Annotated in this window: 21 protein-coding genes and 1 tRNA gene; 10 read left to right on the top strand and 12 right to left on the bottom strand. The window is 32.4% G+C overall.

All coding sequences use genetic code 11. The annotated features are described in order from the left end of the window. Positions 1-25: 25 nt before the first annotated feature. From fmt to RH82_RS06990, 3 genes are read right to left on the bottom strand one after another with little or no spacing between them, the layout of a single operon-like run. Entirely contained in the window at positions 26-982 is a 957-nt protein-coding gene (gene fmt, locus RH82_RS07000) for a methionyl-tRNA formyltransferase (RefSeq protein ID WP_034059286.1), read from the bottom strand. After that, complete coding sequence (locus RH82_RS06995; RefSeq protein ID WP_034059283.1) at positions 982-2,883, bottom strand: RecQ family ATP-dependent DNA helicase; 1,902 nt, start codon at positions 2,881-2,883, stop codon at positions 982-984. The genes fmt and RH82_RS06995 overlap by 1 nt, the downstream gene beginning before the upstream one ends. A gap of 13 nt (positions 2,884-2,896) precedes the next feature. After that, positions 2,897-3,439 carry an AAA family ATPase gene (locus RH82_RS06990; RefSeq protein WP_034059281.1) on the bottom strand — a complete coding sequence of 181 codons (543 nt, stop codon included), beginning with the start codon at positions 3,437-3,439 and terminating at the stop codon, positions 2,897-2,899. A 91-nt stretch (positions 3,440-3,530) separates the two neighbouring features. Here RH82_RS06990 and RH82_RS06985 point away from each other — a divergent pair, with 91 nt between their 5' ends. From RH82_RS06985 to murA, 3 genes are all read left to right on the top strand, one after another. Then, positions 3,531-3,824, top strand: a complete 294-nt coding sequence (locus RH82_RS06985) for a DUF493 family protein (protein WP_034059279.1) — start codon at positions 3,531-3,533, stop codon at positions 3,822-3,824. Positions 3,825-3,906: 82 nt separating this feature from the next. Continuing rightward, the gene (locus RH82_RS06980; protein ID WP_034059277.1) at positions 3,907-4,572 is read left to right on the top strand and encodes a DUF4290 domain-containing protein; all 666 of its coding nucleotides are present in this window, start codon (positions 3,907-3,909) and stop codon (positions 4,570-4,572) included. Positions 4,573-4,581: 9 nt separating this feature from the next. After that, positions 4,582-5,898: a UDP-N-acetylglucosamine 1-carboxyvinyltransferase gene (gene murA, locus RH82_RS06975; protein WP_034059275.1), complete on the top strand. Its 1,317-nt coding sequence runs from the start codon at positions 4,582-4,584 to the stop codon at positions 5,896-5,898. A 69-nt stretch (positions 5,899-5,967) separates the two neighbouring features. Here murA and corA read toward each other — a convergent pair whose 3' ends face one another. The 6 genes from corA to RH82_RS06945 all read right to left on the bottom strand — a co-directional run bounded on the left by corA (position 5,968) and on the right by RH82_RS06945 (position 11,212). Beyond that, the gene (gene corA, locus RH82_RS06970; protein ID WP_241148019.1) at positions 5,968-6,678 is read right to left on the bottom strand and encodes a magnesium/cobalt transporter CorA; all 711 of its coding nucleotides are present in this window, start codon (positions 6,676-6,678) and stop codon (positions 5,968-5,970) included. A 521-nt stretch (positions 6,679-7,199) separates the two neighbouring features. After that, positions 7,200-8,114, bottom strand: a complete 915-nt coding sequence (locus RH82_RS06965; protein WP_034059273.1) for a hypothetical protein — start codon at positions 8,112-8,114, stop codon at positions 7,200-7,202. A 26-nt stretch (positions 8,115-8,140) separates the two neighbouring features. Beyond that, positions 8,141-8,734 carry a Maf family nucleotide pyrophosphatase gene (locus tag RH82_RS06960; RefSeq protein ID WP_034059271.1) on the bottom strand — a complete coding sequence of 198 codons (594 nt, stop codon included), beginning with the start codon at positions 8,732-8,734 and terminating at the stop codon, positions 8,141-8,143. A gap of 2 nt (positions 8,735-8,736) precedes the next feature. Then, a complete protein-coding gene (locus RH82_RS06955) occupies positions 8,737-9,645 on the bottom strand; it encodes a geranylgeranylglycerol-phosphate geranylgeranyltransferase (RefSeq protein ID WP_081979205.1) in 909 nt (302 codons plus the stop codon). 288 nt (positions 9,646-9,933) lie between these two features. After that, positions 9,934-10,464 (bottom strand): KdsC family phosphatase, encoded by a 531-nt coding sequence (locus RH82_RS06950; protein ID WP_034059267.1) that lies wholly within the window; start codon positions 10,462-10,464, stop codon positions 9,934-9,936. Next, complete coding sequence (locus RH82_RS06945) at positions 10,451-11,212, bottom strand: Rossmann-like and DUF2520 domain-containing protein (protein WP_034059263.1); 762 nt, start codon at positions 11,210-11,212, stop codon at positions 10,451-10,453. The genes RH82_RS06950 and RH82_RS06945 overlap by 14 nt, the downstream gene beginning before the upstream one ends. A gap of 60 nt (positions 11,213-11,272) precedes the next feature. On the opposite strand from RH82_RS06945, the gene RH82_RS06940 reads away from it, so the two are divergent. The 5 genes from RH82_RS06940 (at position 11,273) to rlmF (ending at position 18,044) form a co-directional block, all read left to right on the top strand. Beyond that, positions 11,273-11,683, top strand: coding sequence for a group III truncated hemoglobin (locus tag RH82_RS06940; RefSeq protein ID WP_034059261.1), 411 nt, complete (start codon positions 11,273-11,275; stop codon positions 11,681-11,683). A gap of 85 nt (positions 11,684-11,768) precedes the next feature. Then, the gene (ccsA, locus tag RH82_RS06935) at positions 11,769-15,077 is read left to right on the top strand and encodes a cytochrome c biogenesis protein CcsA (protein WP_034059260.1); all 3,309 of its coding nucleotides are present in this window, start codon (positions 11,769-11,771) and stop codon (positions 15,075-15,077) included. 364 nt (positions 15,078-15,441) lie between these two features. Continuing rightward, positions 15,442-15,897: a large conductance mechanosensitive channel protein MscL gene (gene mscL / locus RH82_RS06925; protein WP_034059257.1), complete on the top strand. Its 456-nt coding sequence runs from the start codon at positions 15,442-15,444 to the stop codon at positions 15,895-15,897. Between the two features lie 109 nt (positions 15,898-16,006). Further along, positions 16,007-17,155, top strand: a complete 1,149-nt coding sequence (locus RH82_RS06920; RefSeq protein WP_034059255.1) for a trans-sulfuration enzyme family protein — start codon at positions 16,007-16,009, stop codon at positions 17,153-17,155. Between the two features lie 4 nt (positions 17,156-17,159). Further along, entirely contained in the window at positions 17,160-18,044 is an 885-nt protein-coding gene (rlmF, locus tag RH82_RS06915; protein ID WP_206420416.1) for a 23S rRNA (adenine(1618)-N(6))-methyltransferase RlmF, read from the top strand. A gap of 153 nt (positions 18,045-18,197) precedes the next feature. Here the strand turns inward: rlmF and pckA are convergent, their stop codons facing one another. Together pckA and RH82_RS06905 are read right to left on the bottom strand one after the other, a co-directional pair. Continuing rightward, entirely contained in the window at positions 18,198-19,826 is a 1,629-nt protein-coding gene (gene pckA / locus RH82_RS06910) for a phosphoenolpyruvate carboxykinase (ATP) (protein WP_034059252.1), read from the bottom strand. A 27-nt stretch (positions 19,827-19,853) separates the two neighbouring features. After that, positions 19,854-21,683 carry an SLC13 family permease gene (locus RH82_RS06905; protein WP_034059742.1) on the bottom strand — a complete coding sequence of 610 codons (1,830 nt, stop codon included), beginning with the start codon at positions 21,681-21,683 and terminating at the stop codon, positions 19,854-19,856. A 229-nt stretch (positions 21,684-21,912) separates the two neighbouring features. Between RH82_RS06905 and bshB1 the strand changes: the two genes are divergently transcribed. Together bshB1 and RH82_RS06895 are read left to right on the top strand one after the other, a co-directional pair. Continuing rightward, positions 21,913-22,629 (top strand): bacillithiol biosynthesis deacetylase BshB1, encoded by a 717-nt coding sequence (gene bshB1, locus RH82_RS06900; protein ID WP_034059251.1) that lies wholly within the window; start codon positions 21,913-21,915, stop codon positions 22,627-22,629. Positions 22,630-22,726: 97 nt separating this feature from the next. Next, positions 22,727-22,802, top strand: a tRNA-His gene (locus tag RH82_RS06895). A 28-nt stretch (positions 22,803-22,830) separates the two neighbouring features. On the opposite strand, the gene RH82_RS06890 is transcribed toward RH82_RS06895, so the two are convergent. Further along, positions 22,831-23,112: a hypothetical protein gene (locus tag RH82_RS06890; RefSeq protein WP_034059250.1), complete on the bottom strand. Its 282-nt coding sequence runs from the start codon at positions 23,110-23,112 to the stop codon at positions 22,831-22,833. Positions 23,113-23,185: the final 73 nt, after the last annotated feature.

Here is a 23,185-nt window from a genome sequence, read left to right as displayed (position 1 = left end):
TAACTTTGATAGCATCCACAAGGCTTTAGAGCATTTTAGCATCACTTTTAAAAGAATAACCATTTAAAAGCGATTTTATATCCATGGTTCGCTTTCCTGGAAGTTTAATATCTAGGATTTTTATATAACCTTCTTTTACTGCAATTTTTACTTCTTTTTTACTAGAAATAACGCTTCCAATTTTATGGTCATGGGCTATTATTTCTTTGTCTACAGTATATATTTTAATATCTAAGGTTTCTTCATCATTATTAAGTTGGCACCATGCCGCTGGGTACGGACTTAGACCTCTTATCTTATTATGTATAGTATCTATAGACGCATTCCAATCGATCTTACAATTATCTTTATTTAATTTGTAAGCTGTTCTAGAAATAGCATCTTCTGGCTGAGGCGTTGTGTTAACATCTCCAATTGCTATGTGCTTTACGGTTTTAATAACAAGGTCGCTTCCTAAGTGCATGAGTTTATCGTGAAGGCTTCCAGCGTTCTCGTTTGCATCAATATTTATACCTTCTTGCAAAATCATTGCTCCAGTATCTATTTTTTCATCTATAAAAAAGGTAGAAACACCACTTTTAGCCTCTCCATTAATAATAGCCCAATTAATAGGTGCAGCGCCACGATAGTTTGGTAATAAGGAGGCGTGTAAATTAAACGTGCCATATTCTGGCATTTGCCATACTGCTTTTGGTAGCATTCTAAAAGCAACAACAATCTGTAAATTGGCATTTAAACTTTTTAAATCTTCTAGAAAGTCTTCACTTTTTAAATTTGTAGGCTGTAAAATAGTAATCCCTTTCGTTTCGGCATAGTCTTTTACTGCACTTTTGTTTATTTTTCTGCCACGACCAGCAGGTTTATCTGGCGCAGTAATAACACCTACAATATTAAAGTCGTTTTCTAATAAGGTATCTAAAATGGTAACAGCAAACTCTGGTGTTCCCATAAATACGATTCTTAAATCTCTTTTTTTACTCATTATATATGTGCTAATTTGTAAGTATTTGTGTTTGTAATGCTAATTATATTGTATTCTAACAGTTCTTTTAATTGTGAGTTTATCTTTTCTTCGGAAAAATTAAGACGTGTATTCAGCGCTCTAGATGATAGTTCACCATGTTCTAAAGCTTTAATAATCTCTTTTTTTATATCTGATGAAGCTACCTTTTTTGTTGGTTTTTTTGTAATACAAACCGAGCAGATACCACAGTCTTTAACTTGTGTCTCTTCGAAATAGGAGAGGAGTTGTACACTTTTACAAATAGTATCATTATTAGAATATTCTAAAACGGATAAAACTTGCTTTTCTTTAAGTGCGTTTTGTTGTTTAATAACTTTAGCAATTCTATTGATGGTTTTGTCATCTTCACGAGGCACTAAATAGGTGATTTGGGCATCGGTTTTTGAATGTTTTAAGGTGATAATTTCGGCTTTTTCTAAAAGTATTAAAGCTTCAATTATTTTATCTTCACTTGTAGAAGCCTTGTCTGCCATTAACAAGGTGTTAATTTTTGTTTCCTGTTCAAAAGCACCACCATAAGTGCGTAAAATAGATTTTACGATAATACTAATCTCAGAGTGCGTTTCTAAATAACTAAACAAAGCAGTGTTACTAACCTTAAACAATACTTTTGTACTATTATTAAACTGTTTAGACAATGTTATGATGCTTGTTCTGTCTAAAATAAGTATCGCGTTGTATGCCAAAAGCGTATTAAAACCGTAGGTCTTACAAAACTTATTAAAGTTGAAATCAAAAGCAATTTCTTGTCCTTCTCCATAAGGGATTTGAAAATAACTACTCAGTTTTCTGTATACCAGCTTTATAAAATCGATTTTAGGTAACACTTTTAAAAACTGATTTCTAACCAATAAATCATCACTCTTGTTCTTTAAAATAACAGCAAAAGCTTTGTTGCCATCTCTACCGGCACGTCCAGCTTCTTGGAAATAACTTTCTAGACTTTCTGGTAAATTTAAATGAATAACCGTTTTAACATCGGGTTTATCAATTCCCATTCCAAAAGCATTGGTAGCAACCATAACTTGCTTCTTGTTGTTCATCCAGCAGTCTAATGCTTTATCTTTTTGGGTATTTGTTAATCCACCGTGATAGAAAGTAGCAGTAAAACCATTGCTTTCTAGAAAGCCAGAAATATCTTGTGTCGCTTTCCTATTGCGAACATATACAATGGAAGCCGCTTTGTTTTTTGTTAAAATGGCTTTAAGTCTAAAGAGTTTATCTTCTTCAGTAAACGTCATATATGCCAAATTAGACCTTGAGAATGATTGTCTAAAGACTTTTGGACTAATAAAATCCAGTTCTTTTATAATATCGTCCACCACTTCTGGAGTTGCACTCGCCGTTAATGCAATGACATTTACAGAAGGTTGTAATTCTCTTAATTTTATAATGTTTTTGTAGCTTGGTCTAAAGTCGTTTCCCCATTGGCTAATACAATGCGCTTCGTCAACAGCAATAAGGTTTACATTCATTTGCCTAATGCGATCTTGCACAATATCTTGTTGTAAACGCTCTGGCGAGAGGTAAAGGAATTTATAATTACCGTATATACAATTATCGAGACGTGTATCTAACTCTTTATAAGAGATGCCACTAGTTAAGGCCATGGCTTTAACACCTTTGCTTTGTAAGGCTTGCACTTGGTCTTTCATAAGTGCGACCAAAGGCGAAATAACAATGCAAATACCGTCTTTTACTATAGCTGGTATTTGGAAGCAAACCGATTTCCCTCCACCTGTAGGCAAAAGAGCAAAGGTATCTTCACCTTCTAAAACCGAATTAATAATATCTTCTTGAAGCGGTCTAAATGAAGTGAATTTCCAATAACGTTCTAATATGTTAATAGGATGATTCAATTTGTGTTATTTTTTATAATGCTTTTACAACGTTTATTATATAATCTGCTCTTGCTTCGATAGAACCAAAAGGGACATCTCTTAAATCGTAACCGAATGCTGTATAGGTTTCAATCAATTTTTCATGAATTTCTATAGCTTGATCAAAATTCTCGTAACGTTCATTATCACTAGTAAATATTTCTTGCCATGGTGCTAAAATAAAGATAGAATCGTAGGCATGCGTTTTACAAGCTTCAGTGAAAACACTTGGGTAAGTATCACCTTTAAAATCCATGTATGCAGTAATATCTGGTATGCCTCTGTCTAGAAAAACAAAAGCATTATCGCTTTCTAAAGCATCATTATATTGTGCGACTCTGCCTTCTAAAAGAAGCGCGCTAAATTGTATAGGGTTTGTTAAGAATAATTGCTCGATGCCACTTTCTCTAGCTTTTAATATAATTTCTCTAGAAACTTCTTCGGAACACGTAAAACCTCTTTTCGTTAATTCATTAATTATAGAGGTCTTTCCACTTCCTGGTCCTCCTGTTATGACAATTGTTTTTGTATTCAACTATGGTATATTTTTAGATGTAAAATTCGGAATAAAAAAGGTATAAAAAAAATGCAAGGATAACTTATCTTTGCAGACTATAAGAACATATATGAGCAAAGAACAAAATCCGGAAGCATTTTATGCTAAATTGAAAGAGCAATTACAAGACACTTCACTTTGGCCTTCTGAATATTTATATAAATTTATTGTGAAGTCTGATGTGAAAAAAGTAGAAACCATTGAAACGATTTTTAATTATTTAGGAGCCGTTATTAATACTAAAGAATCTAGTAATGGTAAATATACTAGTGTTTCTATTAATGTTAATATGAAAAACCCAGATGCGGTTATTGCAAAATACCTCGAAGTTGCCGAAAAAGTTGAAGGTGTAATTTCTCTGTAATAATTGCGTTATACATTAAATAGTTTTGTATTTTGCGAAAGCATAGTATAACTTCAATGCAACACTTAAATTCTACACAATTTTGACTTTAATAGACGACATAGAGTACAACACAGAACGAGAACATTTAATTATTCCAGAATACGGAAGACACGTTCAAAAAATGGTGAATTTTGCTAAAAGCAGAGAAACCAAAGAAGAACGTAATAAAGTAGCTAAGGCTATTATTGCGGTAATGGGAAACTTACAGCCTCATTTACGTGATGTGCCAGATTTTCAGCATAAGCTTTGGGATCAATTATTTATCATGTCTAAGTTCGAATTAGATGTCGATTCTCCTTACCCGGAACCTTTAAAAGAAGTGCTTGAAGAGCGTCCAGAATCTCTAGAATATCCTCAGAATTTTCCAAAATATCGTTTCTACGGAAATAATATTAAGACCATGATTGATGTTGCAGTTTCTTGGGAAGATGGCGATTTAAAGGAAGCTTTGCTTTATACCATTGCAAATCATATGAAAAAGTGTTTCTTAAATTGGAATAAAGATACGGTTGAGGATTATGTGATTTACAATCATTTATTCGAATTGTCTAATGGGCAAATTGACTTAAAAGAATCCAAAGAAGTATTAACAGATTCTGCTAGTTTATTAAAATCTAGCGCAAAAAAGAAGTATACCAATACGTCTAATAAAAAGGGATTCCAAAAAAAGACTAATCACTTAAATCGAGGTAAAAAGCGATACTAAATATAAAAAATGGGTACATTTATAATAGAAGGCGGTCACCAACTTAAAGGCGACATCCAACCTCAAGGTGCAAAAAACGAAGCTTTACAAATATTATGTGCAGTTTTATTAACTCCAGAAGTAGTAACGATTAATAATATTCCAGATATTATTGATATTAATAAGTTAATTACACTACTTAAAAATTTAGGTGTAAAAGTCGAAAAATTAGGAGAAGGTTCTTATTCTTTTCAGGCTGATGCTATTGATTTGGATTATATGCAAACACCCGATTTTAAAAAGGAAGGTAGTGGATTGCGTGGTTCTATTATGATGGTTGGTCCATTATTGGCTCGTTTTGGTAAGGGTTACATACCTAAACCTGGTGGTGATAAAATTGGTCGTCGTCGTTTAGATACACATTTTGAAGGTTTTATAAATCTAGGCGCTAAATTTAGATACAATAGAGAAGATCATTTTTACGGTGTTGAAGCTGATAAATTAGTGGGTACAGATATGCTCTTAGATGAAGCTTCTGTAACAGGAACAGCAAATATTGTAATGGCTGCGGTTTTAGCAGAAGGAACAACTACAATATATAATGCCGCTTGCGAGCCTTACTTGCAGCAGTTATGTAGGATGCTTAACAGAATGGGAGCAAAAATCTCTGGTGTTGGTTCTAATTTATTAACTGTAGAAGGTGTCGAAAACTTAGGAGGTACAGACCACACGATGCTTCCAGATATGATTGAGATTGGAAGTTGGATTGGCTTAGCAGCTATGACAAAAAGTGAATTAACTATTAAAAACGTAAGCTGGGACGATTTAGGACAAATACCTAACGTTTTTGCTAAATTGGGAATCACTTTAGAGCGAAAAGGAGACGATATTTATATTCCTGCTCATAAAGAAGGTTACCAAATACAAAATTATATTGATGGGTCTATTCTTACCATTGCAGATGCACCTTGGCCTGGATTTACACCAGATTTATTAAGCATCGTGCTCGTGGTTGCTACACAAGCCAAAGGCGAAGTGTTAGTACACCAAAAAATGTTTGAAAGCCGTTTATTCTTTACAGATAAACTTATAGATATGGGAGCAAAAATTATTCTTTGCGATCCACACAGAGCAACAGTAATAGGCCATGATTTTAAATCGCAACTAAAAGCAACGACTATGGTTTCTCCAGATATTAGAGCTGGAATCTCATTATTAATTGCTGCCTTATCGGCAAAAGGAACGTCTGTAATTCATAATATCGAGCAGATTGATAGAGGCTACCAACATATTGTAGAACGTTTGCAAAAAATTGGTGCTAAGATTACTAGAATTGAAGGGAATTAAAATTTTAAATTTGATATAAAAAAGCTTCAGTTTATACTGAAGCTTTTTTTTTGTCTAAGAGCGAAAGTATTACAACCACTTCTTGCGCTTAAAGTAATACAACATGCTTAAGAAAATAATAAGCATTACAGTTAAAAGCATTTGGTAGCTGTATTTATAATGCAATTCTGGAATGTTATCGAAATTCACTCCGTAAATACCAGAAATAAATGTTATTGGTATAAAAATGGTTGCTATAATGGTAAGGACTTTCATGACTTCGTTCATGCGATTACTAATGGTTGTTATGTACATATCCATTAATCCCCAAATCATTTCACGATAGATATCTGTAGTGTCAGACATTTGCACTATATGGTCGTAAACATCACTAAAATAATGTAATTTTTTTTCGTTAATAAGTCTGCTTTCGCTTTTATTTATAGGATTTATAATTTCGCGAAGTGGAAAAATAGCAAGTCTTACTTTTAGCACTTCTCGCTTAAGGCTTTGAATTTCAGAACTAATTTCATCTTTAGTTAAACCTTCAAATAAATGATCTTCAAGATCTTCAATTTTATTACCCATAGTTTCAATAATCGCGTAATAATGAGTGACAACAGAATCTATTAAAGCATATAATAAGTAGTCTGAACCTAAGCCTCTAATTCGGCCTTTCGTTTTGGCGAGTACGATTTCGAACTGAATCAAAAACATCATCTTTAAAGCGAGAAAGATACAATCGTCGTATTCAACAATTTTTGAACGTTGATTAGTACTAACTATATCTTCTAAAACCAATGGATGCAAGTTGTAATGTATTCCATGTTTTTCAATTTCATCTATTTGGATTAATCTATTAAGATTAATCCAAGATACAGAATTAGAAGACTTAAATTGAAAGGCGTCCTTAACGGTTTTTAATTCTTTTTCTACAAAAGATTCAATCTTATAATAAAGCGATTCTATAAATAATTTTGAAGATGTTTTAGTTCCAGTAAAAGCTAAAGCACGAATAGCTCCTATAACAGCTTCTGTTGGCTAATATTTATCATGAATTTCTATTTTGTTACCTATTTTCTATGTAAACGAAAAGCACATAATAGCGCCTGAGGTGACATGCCTTAATAAAGACCAAATAACAAATACTAACAAAAAACCTTCTGGTTTCTCACCTATTTATAGGCTTCAATAAATAGTTAGCTTTCCTATTGTTCAAATAAAAATAAATAGAGCGAATACAATTGCAGTATTCATAAGTTCATATTCAAAATTTTGTAAAAGCAATTAATCTATTTTTTAGAAATGAAAAGGGCCATGTTTTATTTTAACAAAAGTGTTTGTCTTAACACTTCGTCTTTATTGCTCTTTTTATTCCAGTAAGCAGATTTAATGGTTTTCAACCGGGTGGCTTTCGTAGTATTTCCATCATTATTTTCCTCCCAATTTAATATTTCGAAAGGAAACTCTGGATTAAAATTAATGGTTAGTTTCCGATTTAAACTAGGATAATTAAGTGTGTAAGTTCCTGTTTTTAATGAAGCGGAAGCCTCGTAAGCTTTTAAAGGATCATGTTTTAAGCGTATAAATTCTAAAGAAGGGATAATATTAATTTTTCCTGTAGGAAGACTTTTAGGAGCGATACGTAATTGTGTCCAGATTTCATTTTCTAAAATGTTTTTTTCTAGATTTAAATTAGTGTCTGCTTGGTTCTCAAAGTAGGAGTGAGAATCTATTTCAAACTGTTCACGGTTGTTTAATTGCGTGTAAACATGTCCGCACCATTCTTGAATGGAACAGCTTACCTTTATTGCATGTTGGTTATTTGTAATAGGATAAAAGGTGCTCTGCATAATAGAATAGGGATAAATACCTGTGGTAAAATTCTTCGTTCTATTGAGCTTTAAAACATTAATATTTGTAGGATTACTGTAATCTGCTTTAACTTGTTTTTTTTCTAAAAAAGGCTCGGTTACAAAAATTAAAACAGCAGTTCCATTTCTTATTTCTCCATAGCGTGATTGTTCAAGATTATAAGAAGTGATTTCTGCTTCTCCAGAATACCAATAGTCATTGAAGCTTTTGTTCGACCGAAAAGCCTTAGTTGTAGGAGGTTTTTTGTTTTCAGTTTTAACTTTTGAAAGGGCAATACTTTTTGGTTCTTTATTAGTGCAAGAAGATAGAATTGAAAAGAAACCAATAATTAAACATAAATGGATGTTGTCTTTTGTTTTCATGATACTTTTATTTGTAAAATACAATACTAATAATCGTTGGCAATAGTATTTAACGTTTTGTATAAGAGGTGTGTGGGTAAACCCATAACATTAAAATAAGAGCCTTCTATACTAATAACACCTATTTGTCCAATCCATTCTTGAATACCATAAGAACCAGCTTTATCTAAAGGTGAGCAGGTTTTTATGTAATGCCATATTTCTTCGTCTGTAAATGTTTTAAAAGTAACTTTCGTAACTGCGTTTACTGTTTTTTGAAAGAGTGTTGTGCGCACACAAATAGAAGTGATAACCTCATGAGTATCGTCGCTTAAAGATTTTAGCATTGCAAAAGCTTCATCTTGATTTCTTGGTTTTCCTAAAGCATTTCCTTTATGCCAAACAATAGTATCACTTGTGACCAAGATGTCTTCGTCTTTTAATTCTTTAACAAATGGTAGAGATTTTAGCTGTGCTAAGTAATCACTAATCTCGAAGTGTACTAATTTTGAAGGATAGTCTTCTTTAGTATCTTTTAAACGAATTTCGAAATCTAAACCTAAATTTCTAAAAAATTCCTGACGTCTAGGCGAGCCAGAAGCAAGAATGATATGTCGGTTTTTAAGTTTTTCGGTTAGCATAATTAAAAGATTAATCTGTAAAGTAACATCGAAAGCATTCCAGTAACCATAACTATTTTAAGCATAAAACTAATATGCTTAAAATGCGCATTATTTTCTGCTGTAAACATTTTAATAACAATGTAAATTAAAGGACCAACAACGGCAATAAGAAAATAGGCGATAGCTTCTAAATGCATATATAGAAACGTACTAATGTAATACAGAATTATCAGTATTGTAATTATGGTTAAAACCATAGTTACCTTAGAGGTTCTAGCTTTACCAAACAGAATAGGTAAAGTTTGCATGCCAGCTTTATGGTCTCCATCTACATCTTGAATATCTTTAACAATCTCGCGTATAAAATTAATTAAAAACGCAAAAATAGCAAAATCTGTTAATACTTCTAACATTGTAGATTGTACATTTTCGTTTTGAATGGTCATGGCCGGAATAAGCTCAAAAATGCCAACAATAAGTAGGCTTAGCGCTACTAATATTGAGATTATAATATTACCGGCAACTGCAATTTGTTTTAAATAAGAAGCGTACACGTAAAGCGATGCAGCAATAATTACAAAAAGCCCAAAAAACGGAGGTCTACCTACTTTATGAGATAAATAAAAGCCTAAGCAAACACCAATAAAAGTAAAGAGAATGTATAATTTGTTTGCACTATTTTCTGATGTTTTTTTGCCTACAATTACTTTATTGGGCTTATTTACAGCGTCGGTTTCTAGATCGTAAATATCGTTAATAATGTAACCGCCAGCGGCAATACAAAGTGTTGCAAAAACCAATAAAAAGAAATGTAATGGGTTTAAAGTAGTATCGATTGTAAAGGCAGGGAATAAGGCGTATTTAACTAATAGCTGCACAATTGCAATCATTAATAAATTTTTCCAACGGATGAGATTTAATAAATTCAATGTTTATTTATATTTTAATAATATACTTTCAATTAATACTACAATTCCGAAAATTATAGGAATCATTATTAGAATAGAAAGTATAAATGTGAGTCTGTTTTTTTTCTTTGCTTTTAGTACTAATATAGGTTTTAATGTTCTCTTTTTTAGTGGCGGTTAATTTTCGAATAGAAAATTCTAATTTATAATCTTTAAGACTAGAACTGTTGAGTTGCTCTTTTACTTTAGAAAAACACCTTATTAGGTTTCCTACTTACAAATAACAATAATAGTTAGGCCTCAACTTCACTATATTGAAGCATCAAAATAACTATTCCAATCGTTTTTCACTTTTAAAACTTGCTCAATAACATCGCGAACACAGCCTTTTCCTCCTTTTTTATGCGAAATATATTTTGAAACCTTTTTTACTTCTTGTACAGCATCTTGCGGACAAGTAGCCAAACCAATGAGCTGCATAACAGGGATATCTGGAATATCGTCTCCCATATATAACACGTTTTCTGACTTTATATTTTTATTAGAAAGGTATTTTTTAAAAGGTGTAAGTTTATCTTGTGCTCCTAAAAACACATCTGTAAGGCCTAAATTTTCTAAACGTTTTCTAACACCTTCGTTTGTGCCTCCAGAAATAATGCAAACGTTATAACCTTTGTTTAATGCTTGTTTTAACGCATAGCCATCTTTTACGTTCATGGTTCTTAACATATCTCCAGAAGCTGTTATTGTTAGAGAGCCATCTGTTAAAACACCATCAACATCAAAAATAAAAGTGTTGATGTTTTCTAAATATTCTTTATAATTTTTATCGTATGCCATGTGTTTTTTTTATGGATTTGGTAAGTAATTCGTATACCGCTTTGTGTTGTTCGCTTTCCAGTTGTTTTAAATGTCTTTTTATTGTTTTCTTATCGTTACGTAAAGCAGGACCAGTTTGCGCGAGATAAGGAGAAAGCGATTCAATCTTATTTGCTGTTTCTTTTATCAATGGTTTTAAAATATCGAATTCTGCACCATTCATTTCTGTAATTTCATGTGCCATTCTGTATAACTGATTTGTGAAATTATTTACAAACACAGCGGCCAAATGCAAACCTTGACGCTGGTCGCTATTCACCTTATGGCTTTTGCTTCCTATCGCTTCTACTAATTGTTTTAAAATTGGTAAATCTGCTTTCTGTAAAGCTTCAATACAAATAGGAACTTCAGAGAAATCAACGTCTGCAGCCTTAGAAAAGGTCTGTAACGGATAAAAAACACCTCGTTTTTGTTTCATATCCACAGCGTATAAACTTGTACTGCCAGATGTATGCACAACCAATCTGTTTTCAAAAGGTAGTTGCTTCGATAACGCTTCAATGGCATCATCGCTAACTGCTAGGATATAAATATCCGCTTCAACTAACGACGCTAAATCATCGGTTACTTTAACTTTATTTTTATACTTATCAATCGTCTTTAAATTACGATTATACCATTGTTTTATTTCAATTTCTTCCGAAGAAAAAAATGCTTTAAACAGGTGAGTGGCTACATTTCCTGCGCCTAATAATACTACTGAAATCATTTGGCTAAAATAAGTAACCAAATGCTTATAAAAAAGATGATAATAGTATCTTTGTAAACAATGGAGAAAAAAGATATAAATACGCGTGCAGATGTAGCGTTATTGGTAGATTCCTTTTACATTAAAATTAGAAATGACGAAACTTTAGGTCCAATTTTTAATAATGCGATAAGCGATTGGGATAAACACCTAAACCATTTAACCACTTTTTGGGAATCTAGCTTGTTTTTTTCTAGGAAATTGGAACATAAATACAAAGGGAATCCACTAGATGCCCATGTTAAAGTAGATAAAGACAATAATAATAGTATAACAGAGCTCCATTTTGGGATTTGGCTAAATTATTGGTTACAAACTATAGATGAATTATTTCAAGGCGAAGTAGCAGAAAATGCTAAACGTCGTGCTCGAAAAATGGGTACATTTTTATACTTAAAAATATTTCATGCACGTTCTGAAAATCAATCCTAATTTTAACACTTTTTCCTCATTTATCACCTTAATAAAACAAACAAAAAAGATTATCTTTGCACGAGCTAAATAGACCCAAGTTATCATGCAAAATAAAATCGCAAAAATCCTCTTTTCTACACGTTTAACAGCCGTTTTATTCATTCTTTTTGCGGCAGCAATGATTACAGGTACTTTTATGGATGCAGGACAAGAAACTTCGCCAACTCCATATTCTCGAACTTTAATATATAATGCATGGTGGTTTGAAGCTATTATGGTGTTTTTTGTAATTAATTTTGTAGGAAATATTTTTAGATTCCGTTTGTATAAAAAAGAAAAATGGGCAACATTAACACTGCATCTAGCATTCATTTTTATTCTTTTAGGTGCTTTTATTACGCGTTATATTGGTTATGAAGGTATGATGCCTATTCAAGAAGGCGAAACGGAAAACACCTTTTTATCTCAAAAAACATATGTTTTAGGTTTAGTTAATGGTGATTATAAAATTGATGGCGTTCCACAACGTTTGCGTATTGAAAAAGAAGTCGATTTTTCTCAAAGAGTAAATAATAAACTATCCTTTAAGACTACTTACGATACTATTCCTATAGAAATTTCTTTAGAAAAATTTATTGCTAATGCTGAAAAAGATATCGTTCCAAATGAAAATGGAAAAGACTATTTAAAAATAGTAGAAGCAGGAAATGGAGCACCACATAATCATTTTTTAGAATCTGGAAAAGATCAATTAATTCATAATATTATTTTCACATTAAATAATCCGAAAAAGGGTGCTATTAATATTGTAAATAATGAAAATGGAATAACTATAGAGTCTCCTTTTGAAGGCGAATATCTTCAAATGGCTACTATGACAGAAGGTAAGCTGGTAAAAGATAGCATTCAGCCTTTAATGTTGCGCTCAAGATATATTATTGGAAAAATGCAAATGGTGTTTCCAAAGCCCGTTACTAAGGGCCTTTTTGATATTGTAAAAAAATCAAAATTATTGAAAAGTGACGAAGATGGTTTGGTGTTAAATGTATCGGCAAATGGTGAAACAAAACAAGTGAAACTACTTGGAGGTATGGGTACTAGTAACCAATGGGAGCGTATAGAAATTGCCGGTTTGGATATCGACTTTAGATTTGGTGCCAAACTTTTAGAATTACCGTTTAGTATTAAATTGAATGATTTTGTTGCTGATAAATATCCTGGAACCAAAAGCAGCTATTCTGCATTTTCAAGTGCTATAACAGTAAATGATGAACAAGAAGGCGATTTTGATTATAAAATTTTCATGAATAATGTTCTCGATCACAGAGGATACCGCTTCTTTCAAGCTGGTTTTGATAATAACGAAACACTAACCAAGCTTTCTGTAAACTATGATTATTGGGGAACTTGGTTTACTTACTTAGGTTACATGTTACTTTATTTTGGTATGATGGCTATTTTGTTTAATAAGAATACACGTTTTGCCGATTTAAAACGTAGTCTTGATAAAATAAAAGATAAAAAATCAAAACTCATTTCAATTCTGGTATTGTGTTTTACACTTACTGGTTTTGCACAAGAACAACACTCTGCTGATGATGGTCATGATCATGCTCAAAAACCTGTAAAACAAGAAGTACAGCATAACTCTATTGTAGAACATGATGATTATACTTATGATGAAAATAAAGCACAAGTAGATTCTATTTTAAGAGCTAATATAGTGCCAAAAGCAGAAGCTGATAAATTTGGACGTCTAGTAATTCAAGATATAGGAGGTAGAATGATGCCTGTTAATACTTATGCATCAGAGTTTTTAAGAAAACTAAGTAAAAGTGATACTTACGAAGGGTTTACTGCAGATCAAGTATTTCTTTCTGTACAAGAAAGTCCGCAATTTTGGTATAATGTGCCCATTATTTATTTAAAGGCCAAAAAAGACGATTCTATTAGAAAAATTATAGGTGTAGAGAAGTCTGTGGGCTATGCAACGTTAGGACACTTTTTCACTAATAATGGAGACTACAAATTAGCATCTTATTTAGAAGATTCATATAAAGCAATAGCACCAAATGGCTATCAAAAAGAGTTTATAGAGGCCGACCAACGTGTTAATTTACTGCATAATACAGTACAAGGAAACTCGTTAAGAATATTTCCTATTCCTGAAGAAGAAAATAATAAATGGATTTCTGCTAACGAATACAAAAAAGGACATTATAAAGAAAAAATAAAAGATACTATCTATCAAAGCTTTGTAAATCAAAGTTTTAATCTGTACCTCTATCGTTTAAATAGTGCTAAGCAATCTGGCGATTTTACTGAAGCTGATAAAATCCTTGAGGCCTTTAAAAGGAATCAAGTGAAATTAGGTAACGAAGTAATGCTTAGTGATGATAAAATTAATACAGAAATTCTGTACAATAAATACGATATTTTTAAGAATCTACATTATGCATACATGCTTTTTGGAGCGGTATTGTTTGTGTTATTGATTATTCAAATATTTAAAGATAAAAGCAAGTTTCTTAATACATTAATAATAGTTCTTAAGTTGTTAATTTTAACGTCATTTATTGCACATACAATAGGATTAGTTTTACGATGGTATATTTCTGGTCATGCGCCATGGAGTGATGGTTACGAATCTATGATTTATGTAGCTTGGGCCACTATGCTTTTTGGGTTAATGCTTTCTAGTACATCAAATAGAAGTATGCTTACTGTTTTTAAAAGTTTATTAAATGGAGAACACAGTTCTAATTTAACAACAGCGGCAGGTGCGTTTGTTACTTCTATGCTCCTAATGGTTGCACATTTAAGTTGGATGGATCCAGCGATTGCTAATCTTCCACCAGTTTTGGATAGTTATTGGTTAATGATTCATGTTGCAGTAATTGTTGCAAGTTATGGTCCGTTTGCTTTGTCGATGATTTTAGGTGCAACGGTATTAATACTCATGATTTTAACAACTAAAGAGAATAAAGAAAAAATGCTCTTAAATATTAAAGAGCTTACTATAATTAACGAGATGTCTTTAACTGTTGGTCTAGTCATGCTAACTATTGGTAATTTTCTTGGTGGTATGTGGGCAAACGAAAGTTGGGGCCGTTATTGGGGTTGGGACCCTAAAGAAACTTGGGCCCTAATTAGTATTATGATATATGCCTTTGTAATACACGCGCGTTTAATACCTGGTTTACGTGGTAGATGGTTCTTTAATTTATCTTCTATAATAGCATTTGCGTTTATTATTTTCACCTATTTTGGTGTAAACTTCTATTTATCTGGTTTACATTCTTACCAGTCTGGACAGGATTTAAGTTATAAATATATTGCCTTTGCTGGATTAATAGTTATTATACTTGGTGCTTTTTCTTACAGAATGTACGCTAAACACTATAAAAAATAATAATTTTATAATCTGAGAATTATTTATTACCTTGGATTCAAATAATCAATATATTGATGGATTACATTAAAAAGATAGGCCTACACAATGCACTAATACTTCTTTTGTGTTTATGTATAATAATATTTGCGGAGTATTTGTTTTTAACAGGAAATGAACTTCATGGTATTTTTCTTGGCTTATGGGCTCCAACAATTATTGGTGTAATGATATTTTTTAAACTGATAGATAATGGATCCAAATAGCTTTATTCTATATTTTTCAATTTTTGTGTCAGTTTGCATAGTAATTTGGGCTATTGCAATGATTAGAACCTACAATAAAAGTTTTAAAGAGTAATCAAGCAGTAATATACTTTCTTTCAATGAAATTTTTTAAAGAATTTAAAGAGTTTGCCGTAAAAGGCAATATGATGGACATGGCCATAGGTATTATTATTGGAGCTTCCTTTAATAGAGTTATTGATGTTCTAGTGAAGCAAGTCTTAATGCCTCCTTTGTCCTTAATGAGTGGTATTGTTAGTTTTCAGAATAAAAAAATAATACTTCGTGAAGGTGTTTTTGATGGTGTAGGAAAAACAATTATAGACGAAGTTGCAATTCAATATGGAGCATTAGCCGAAGCGCTTGTCGATTTTTTAATTATTGGATTTACAGTGTTTCTGGTTGTTAAAGCAATGAATAGATTACGAGATAAATCTCATGATGCTAAAGATAAAACTGTTAAAACGCCAAAGGACATCCAGCTACTTACAGATTTAAATGAGTTAATGGTTGAGCAGAATAAACTCCTCAAGGCGCAATCTGAAAATAAAGCATAAAAATAGTAAAGCGCATTTTAGCCTTTGCTATTTTATTTCTTTCAAACATTAATTTAATTGTTTATAGATAAGTTGTTAAACTTAAATGTAACAATTACTATCTTTACGTATGAGTAAAAATAAGTTAGGTTTAAATACTATTTGTGCACATGTTGGTGAAATTAAAGACGAACAGTTTAAAGGTGCAGTTTCTCCAATTTATTTGGCAAGTTCTTATGAGTTTATAGATGTAGACGTTAAGCGTTATCCACGTTATTTTAATACACCTAATCAAGAATATTTATCAAAAAAAATCGCTGCATTAGAGCGTAAGGAAGTCGCAATGATATTTGGTTCTGGAATGGCAGCAATTAGTCACATGTTTTTGGCATTTTTAAATTCTGGAGATCATATTGTAGTGCAAAACACACTATATGGTGGTACAAATAATTTTATACGTGAGGAGTTTCCTAAATTTAATATAGAGTTTACGTTTACAGACGGTTACAGTGTTGAAAATTTTGAAGCAGCTATTCAACCCAATACTAAACTAATTCATTTAGAAACACCTTCTAATCCTTTATTAACTATCACAGATATTAAAGCTGTGTCAGATTTAGGAAAAGCAAATAATATAGTTACAAGTATAGATAATACATTTGCCAGTCCTGTAAATCAAACACCATCAGATTTTGGAATAGACTTAATTATGCACTCTGCAACCAAGTATTTTGGAGGACATAGTGATATTTGTGCAGGAGCAGTTACTGGCTCTAAAGAACATATGGATAAAATTTGGAATGTCTCTAAAAACCTTGGAGGTAGTTTAAGCGATTTTACTGTATGGATGTTAGAACGTAGCATGAAAACTATGGGGCTTCGTGTTAAAAAGCAAACTAAAAACGCTGGTAAAATGGCGAAGTGGTTAGAAAAAAACGAAGCGATAAAAAAAGTCTATTATCCGGGTTTAAAAAGTCATCCTGAATATGAATTGGCAAAAGCGCAAATGCATGGTTTTGGTGCGATGCTATCTTTTGAGTTAGCGGATGGCTTAGATTCCGAAAAGTTTCAAAAAGGATTAAAATTAATAAAAGCATCAATGAGTTTAGCTGGTGTAGAAAGCACAGTTTTAAGTCCTGCTCAAACGTCTCATGCATTGTTAAGTCAGGAAGAACGAGATGCAATTGGCATAAGTGATGGTTTGATTCGGTTTTCTGTAGGTATAGAATCGGTTAAAGATTTAAAAAAGGATATTCAACAAGCTTTAAATACAATATAATATTTTGCATAAAAAAAACAAACACATAATAGATTACGACATTGAAAAACTAATTGAAGTTTTTCCAGAATTAACACCATTTGTTTTCGTTAATAAATATGAAAAACAAACCATAGATTTTGCAGATGCGAAAGCTGTAAAGGCTCTAAATACAGCATTAATAAAAACACATTACAACATAGATTTCTGGCAGTTTCCAGACACTAATTTGTGTCCTCCAATTCCTGGTCGTGTAGATTATATACATCATATTTCAGATTTATTAAGTGCTTCAAAATTATACAAGAATAACACTGTTTTAGATATTGGAACAGGAGCATCTTGTATTTATCCATTGCTTGGTCATGCCGAGTATAACTGGAATTTTATGGCTACAGATAGTAATAAAAAATCTATTGCTTACGCACAAAAAATAATTATTAAAAATAACTTAAAGAGAGAGATTCAGCTAAAACATCAGCCAAATCCAGAAAGTGTTTTTAATGGTATTATAACTCCAACGGATAAATTTTCTGCATCCCTTTGTAATCCTCCATTTTATAAAGACGAAACGGAAGCTTTTGAAGCGACCACAAGAAAGTTGAAAGGTTTAGGTAAACTTACAGACTCTGTGACAAGAAATTTTGCAGGTCAAGCACACGAGTTATGCTTTAAAGGTGGAGAAAAAGCATTTTTGCACACTTATCTTTACGAAAGTTCTTTGTTTAAAACGCAATGCTATTGGTACACAAGTTTAGTTTCGAATAAAGACAATGTTAAGTCAATGAAGAAGTCTTTAGCTAAATTAGGGGCAACTACAGTTAAAGTAATAGAAATGACTCAAGGCAATAAAAAAAGTAGAGTAGTAGCTTGGACGTTTTTAACTGAAAAAGAACAAAAGGATTGGTAGTTGAAAATGCCAGTTATGTATGCAACCACTTAAAAATCTCTTTCTTAAAAACTTTTAGTTTAAATTTTTAAGAGCCTTGCAGAATATGGTAATTAATACCAAGTGAAAAAGGAGCTCAAATTGAGCTCCTTTTTTTTAATAGTAAATAAATTATTAAACGTGATCTAAGTGATGGTGCTCATCAATTAATGGGCCACCTTCGATGATTTGATCTGATGCTTGGTTTGCAAATTTCTCAAAATTTAAATGAAATGAATGTGCTAAATGAATGGATTTACTAATGTATTCGCTTTTGTTTTCCCAAGTATTCATTGGATCTAAAATTTCAGTGGGTACATTTAGACACGTTTTAGGCATATACAATCCAAATATTGGATGTTGTTCAAACTCAGCATTGTCTAAATGGCCTTCAAGAATAGCGGTAATCATTGCTCTAGTATAATTTAATTTAATACGAGAACCTACACCATAAGGACCGCCACTCCAGCCCGTGTTTATTAGCCAAACATTAACGCCTGCATCTTGCATTTTTTTGCTAAGCATTTCAGCATAAACAGTTGGATGTAAAGGCATAAATGGTTGGCCAAAACACGCAGAGAATGATGGTACTGGCTCTGTAATACCTGCTTCTGTTCCTGCTACTTTTGCTGTATATCCAGAAATAAAGTGATACGCTGCTTGACCAGGTGTTAACTTAGAAACTGGAGGTAATACACCAAAAGCATCTGCTGTTAAGAAGAAAATATTTGTTGGATTATCAGCATAAGACGGTTTCTGAATATTATCAATATTATAAATAGGGTAACTTACACGCGTATTTTGTGTGATGCTACTATCCATATAATCAATGTCACCATCAGCTTTGAAAACAACATTTTCAAGAATTGCACCAGGTTTAATAGCTCTAAAAATATCTGGTTCTTTTTCTTCTGATAAATCGATAACTTTAGCATAACAGCCACCTTCAAAATTAAATACGTTGTTATTAGCCGTCCAACCATGCTCATCATCACCAATTAATTTACGACTTGGATCGGCAGATAATGTCGTTTTACCGGTTCCCGATAATCCAAAGAAAATGGCAGTATCACCAGCTTCACCAACATTTGCAGAGCAGTGCATTGGTAAAACATCTTTTTCAACAGGAAGAATAAAATTTAAAGAAGAGAAAATACCTTTCTTTATTTCACCAGTATATCCAGATCCACCAACTAAAGCAATTTTTTTAGTGAAATTTAAAATCGAAAAATTTCCTTGACGTAGGCCATATTTTTTTGGTTCTGGTGCTACGTAACCCGGAGCACATAGTACTAACCATTCTTCTTCAAAGTTTTCTAATTCAGAGTCTTCAGATCTTAAAAACATATTGTAAACAAACATATTAGACCATGGATATTCTGTAATGGTTCTAACATTTGTTTTGTATTCAGGATCTGCACACACATAGGCATCTCTTGCATAAATTTCTTTTCCACTTAAGTAGTTTGTGATTTCAGATTGTAAATAGTCGAAATCTTCAGATGAAATAGCTTTGTTTGTTTTTCCCCACCAAACCAGGTCTTTAGTATAATCGTCTTTGACTATAAAACGATCTTGAGGCGATCTTCCTGTAAATTCACCTGTGTTTAAAGCAAGTGTACCATTATTGGTTTCTTTTCCCATACCTTTTTCAATAGTAATTTCTTGAAGGGTTTCTGGAGAGAGATTCCAATGTACTTTTGCATCTTTAATGCCGTAAACATTTAAATCTGATTTTTTTGGAGTAACGGGTGTGTTTTTCATTATGTTCAATTTTATGTTTTTTATTTATTAGAAAGGCCATATTATCGGCACTAAGAGTAAGCTTACTATTAAAAATATAAGTAGTAGAGGCGCCCCAACTTTTAAGTAATCTTTAAATTTATAGCCTCCAGCAGACATGACCATTGCATTTGTAGTTGTGCCGACAGGAGTTAAAAAGGCTGTAGATGCACTAACGGCAACAATTATCATAAAAGGTTTTGGTGATAGTTGTAATTGGCTAGCGGCAAGTATTACTATAGGCGCCATTAAAACTGCGGTTGCCGAATTATTTATGACTTGACTAAACGCTGTGGTAAGTAAAAAAATACCGGCTAACAATAGTATTGGATGGATGCTACCTAAACCATTTACAAGTCCGTTGGCTACAATTTCTGCAAGCCCTGTTTTTTGTAATGCCAATCCCATTGGTATCATTGCAGCAATCATAATAACACTTGTCCAGCTAATACTTTTATAAGCTTTTGCTATAGGCACACAACCACTTAATAATACAATTCCTGCTGAAATTAATGACGCGATAGCTCCAGGAACAATTTTAAAAACCAATAATACGATGAGCAAAAGCAAAGCTCCTAAAGCTATATATGATTTTGTAGTAAGGTCATCGACATCTTTTGCTAAACCTTCTGGGCTTCCACAGATCACTAAATTTTCATGCTGTGATTTTAGTAAATCTATATTTTCCCATGAACCACGAATAAGAAATCCGTCACCAGCTTTAACTCTAATATTGCGATCTAAAAGAGGTTTGTTATTTCTAGAAGCTGCCATTAACTGAATACCAAAACGCTTAAAATAGTTTCCTATTTTTACATTTCTACCTACTAAAAACGATTTTGGAGTCACTAATACCTCTGTCATTCCAACCTCTTGATTAATCAGGTTGTTTCGCATCTCATCTGGAGCAGGTTCTAATGGAAGTAAACCTAAACGAAAGTGGACCATAAGTATGTTAATAGCTTCGGTTTCTCCTCTTACAGTAAGAATGTCATGGTATAATATTTCGGTATTAGGAGTAGGGAATTCAATAAATTGTGGGATACCTTTAAGGGTATTTGGATTACGTCTTTTTATTCTAATGATAGATACGTTATATTTTTGTTCTAGTTCCCATGCACTCAGCGTTGTATTTAATAATGGAGAAATAGAGCGTACACGCAAGCGGTAATAGTCATTATGTACTTTATAGGCTTCAATCCATTTATGTAAAGTGCTTTCTATATCTACTGGCTTGTTATTTGTTTTATTTTTTGGGAGTAGTTTATAGCCAATATATCTAAAATATAAAATGGTTATTAGTAGCAAAGGCAATCCAATTAAAGCGAATTCAAAAAATGAAAAACTTTCGTAACCAGATTCGGATAAAGCATTACTAACAATAATATTTGGAGGTGTTCCGGTTAAGGTTAATAAACCACCAGTATTAGAGCCAAAAGCTACAGGCATTAAGACTTGAGATGGTAAAGTTCCCATTTTCCAAGCTGAAGAAATCGTTACTGGAAGTAAGGTTGCAACGGTTCCTGTATTACTAACAAACCCAGATAAAACGCCAGAACCTAAGGTGACAATAACGAGCAATCTTGAAGTGCTTTTTCCAGCAAGTTCCATGAATTTTTTTCCAGCTAAAGCAGTCCACCCTGTTTTTGAAAGCCCTTCACCAATAATAAACAAACTAGCAATCATGATTACTGTTGGATTACTAAAACCGCTAAGCGTTTCGCTAAGGTTTAAAATACCGAAAAGAAACAAACTAAGCATAGAAATTAATGCAACAACATCGGGAGGGAATTTTCCCCAAACGAAGAGAATAATGGTTATTAAAAGTATGGTAAGCATTGGAAGGATCATTAGTTTTCTATTTATAACTACTGTAAAATTAGCTGATTTTCAGTGTGTTTGATATGATATTTATCATCTTTTAGAGTCAGCTGTTATTTTTACGGAATTCTTAATAGGAAGCCTTAAAAAATCGCAATACAGAATACGAAAACGAATGCGTAATAATAAGTTAGAGGTGTTTGGCTTCTTTTTTATAACTTTACTTTTTAAAGTTTAAACATAGTTTATGAAATTAGATATACTTGCATTTGGAGCACACCCAGATGATATAGAATTAGGAGCAGGAGGAACCATTGCAAAAGCTATTGCCGAAGGTAAAAAAGTAGGCGTAATAGATTTAACAAAAGGCGAGTTAGGTACTAGAGGTACAGCTGAAACCAGAAAAACTGAAGCTGCTAGTGCTGCTAAAATTTTAGGTTTGTCAGCAAGAGAAAATTTAGGTTTTGCAGATGGCTTTTTTATCAATGATAAAAAGCATCAATTAGAAGTTATAAAAATGCTTAGAAAATACAAACCAGATATTGTGCTTTGTAATGCGATAGACGATAGGCATATCGATCATGGAAAAGGCAGTAAATTGGTAAGTGATGCTTGTTTTTTAAGCGGATTAATTAAAATCGAAACTGAATTGGATGGCACTAATCAAGAACAATGGAGACCAAAACATGTTTACCATTACATACAATGGAAAAATTTAGAGCCAGATTTTGTAGTTGATATTTCTGATTTTATAGAAATAAAACAAAAAGCAGTCATTGCATACCAAACACAATTTTTTAATGGTGATAGTAATGAACCTGAAACACCAATTACAAGTAAAACGTTTCTAGATAGTATTAATTACAGAGCCAGAGATCTAGGTCGCTTAGTTGGAGTAGATTACGCTGAAGGTTTTACTGTAGAGCGTTACATAGCTGTTGATAGCTTATTCGATTTGAAATAAAATAGTACTAAAATTTATTTAAAATTTTAGTAAAAGTCTTTGTAGTAAAACCAAATTAATATACATTTGCAGACGCATTATAAAAATGTGCATAAATGGTGATTGTAGCTCAGTTGGTTAGAGCATCGGTTTGTGGTACCGAGGGTCGCGGGTTCGAATCCCGTCTTTCACCCTTTTTTAAGTCCCTCATTTATGAGGGACTTATTTTTTTACTGGTATTTTACTCCAGCCATTCTTAGACTCAGAGAAATCTCTTGCTGCAAAACACCAAATAACGACTTTCTTTTTAGCAAGCCATTCAGCATCTTTTGCTTTTCTGTATAAGTCTATTCTTACTGAAGAAGTTCCTGATCCTTTTACACCAATTAAGTCTAGATTTAATCCTAGTTTCCCTGCTAAGTTATCCGAAAGCCTCGCATTTTTCGCTAACATATCGCCTCCAGCATGGAATATTAAGGTATGCCTATCACCAATTATTAGCACTGGAGAATTTCTATCGATTTTTGATGATTCGTTAAATGTATTAAGAATTATTTTTTCTTTAGAAATGTTTGCA

The sequence above is a fragment of the Lacinutrix jangbogonensis genome, from assembly GCF_000797445.1.
GTDB classification, from domain to species: domain Bacteria; phylum Bacteroidota; class Bacteroidia; order Flavobacteriales; family Flavobacteriaceae; genus Lacinutrix; species Lacinutrix jangbogonensis.
Note: the sequence above shows the minus strand (reverse complement) of the source record. Positions and strands in the feature narration are given on the sequence as shown.

Bases quoted from the DNA above. Each gene is read 5' to 3' on its own strand.
- ccsA (WP_034059260.1), top strand. From the start codon at position 11,769: ATGCAAAATAAAATCGCAAAAATCCTCTTTTCTACACGTTTAACAGCC.
- RH82_RS06945 (WP_034059263.1), bottom strand. From the start codon at position 11,212: ATGATTTCAGTAGTATTATTAGGCGCAGGAAATGTAGCCACTCACCTG.
- murA (WP_034059275.1), top strand. From the start codon at position 4,582: ATGGGTACATTTATAATAGAAGGCGGTCACCAACTTAAAGGCGACATC.
- RH82_RS06940 (WP_034059261.1), top strand. From the start codon at position 11,273: ATGGAGAAAAAAGATATAAATACGCGTGCAGATGTAGCGTTATTGGTA.
- fmt (WP_034059286.1), bottom strand. From the start codon at position 982: ATGAGTAAAAAAAGAGATTTAAGAATCGTATTTATGGGAACACCAGAG.
- RH82_RS06905 (WP_034059742.1), bottom strand. From the start codon at position 21,683: ATGCTTACCATACTTTTAATAACCATTATTCTCTTCGTTTGGGGAAAA.
- pckA (WP_034059252.1), bottom strand. From the start codon at position 19,826: ATGAAAAACACACCCGTTACTCCAAAAAAATCAGATTTAAATGTTTAC.
- RH82_RS06965 (WP_034059273.1), bottom strand. From the start codon at position 8,114: ATGAAAACAAAAGACAACATCCATTTATGTTTAATTATTGGTTTCTTT.
- RH82_RS06985 (WP_034059279.1), top strand. From the start codon at position 3,531: ATGAGCAAAGAACAAAATCCGGAAGCATTTTATGCTAAATTGAAAGAG.
- mscL (WP_034059257.1), top strand. From the start codon at position 15,442: ATGAAATTTTTTAAAGAATTTAAAGAGTTTGCCGTAAAAGGCAATATG.
- bshB1 (WP_034059251.1), top strand. From the start codon at position 21,913: ATGAAATTAGATATACTTGCATTTGGAGCACACCCAGATGATATAGAA.
- RH82_RS06960 (WP_034059271.1), bottom strand. From the start codon at position 8,734: ATGCTAACCGAAAAACTTAAAAACCGACATATCATTCTTGCTTCTGGC.
- RH82_RS06950 (WP_034059267.1), bottom strand. From the start codon at position 10,464: ATGGCATACGATAAAAATTATAAAGAATATTTAGAAAACATCAACACT.
- RH82_RS06920 (WP_034059255.1), top strand. From the start codon at position 16,007: ATGAGTAAAAATAAGTTAGGTTTAAATACTATTTGTGCACATGTTGGT.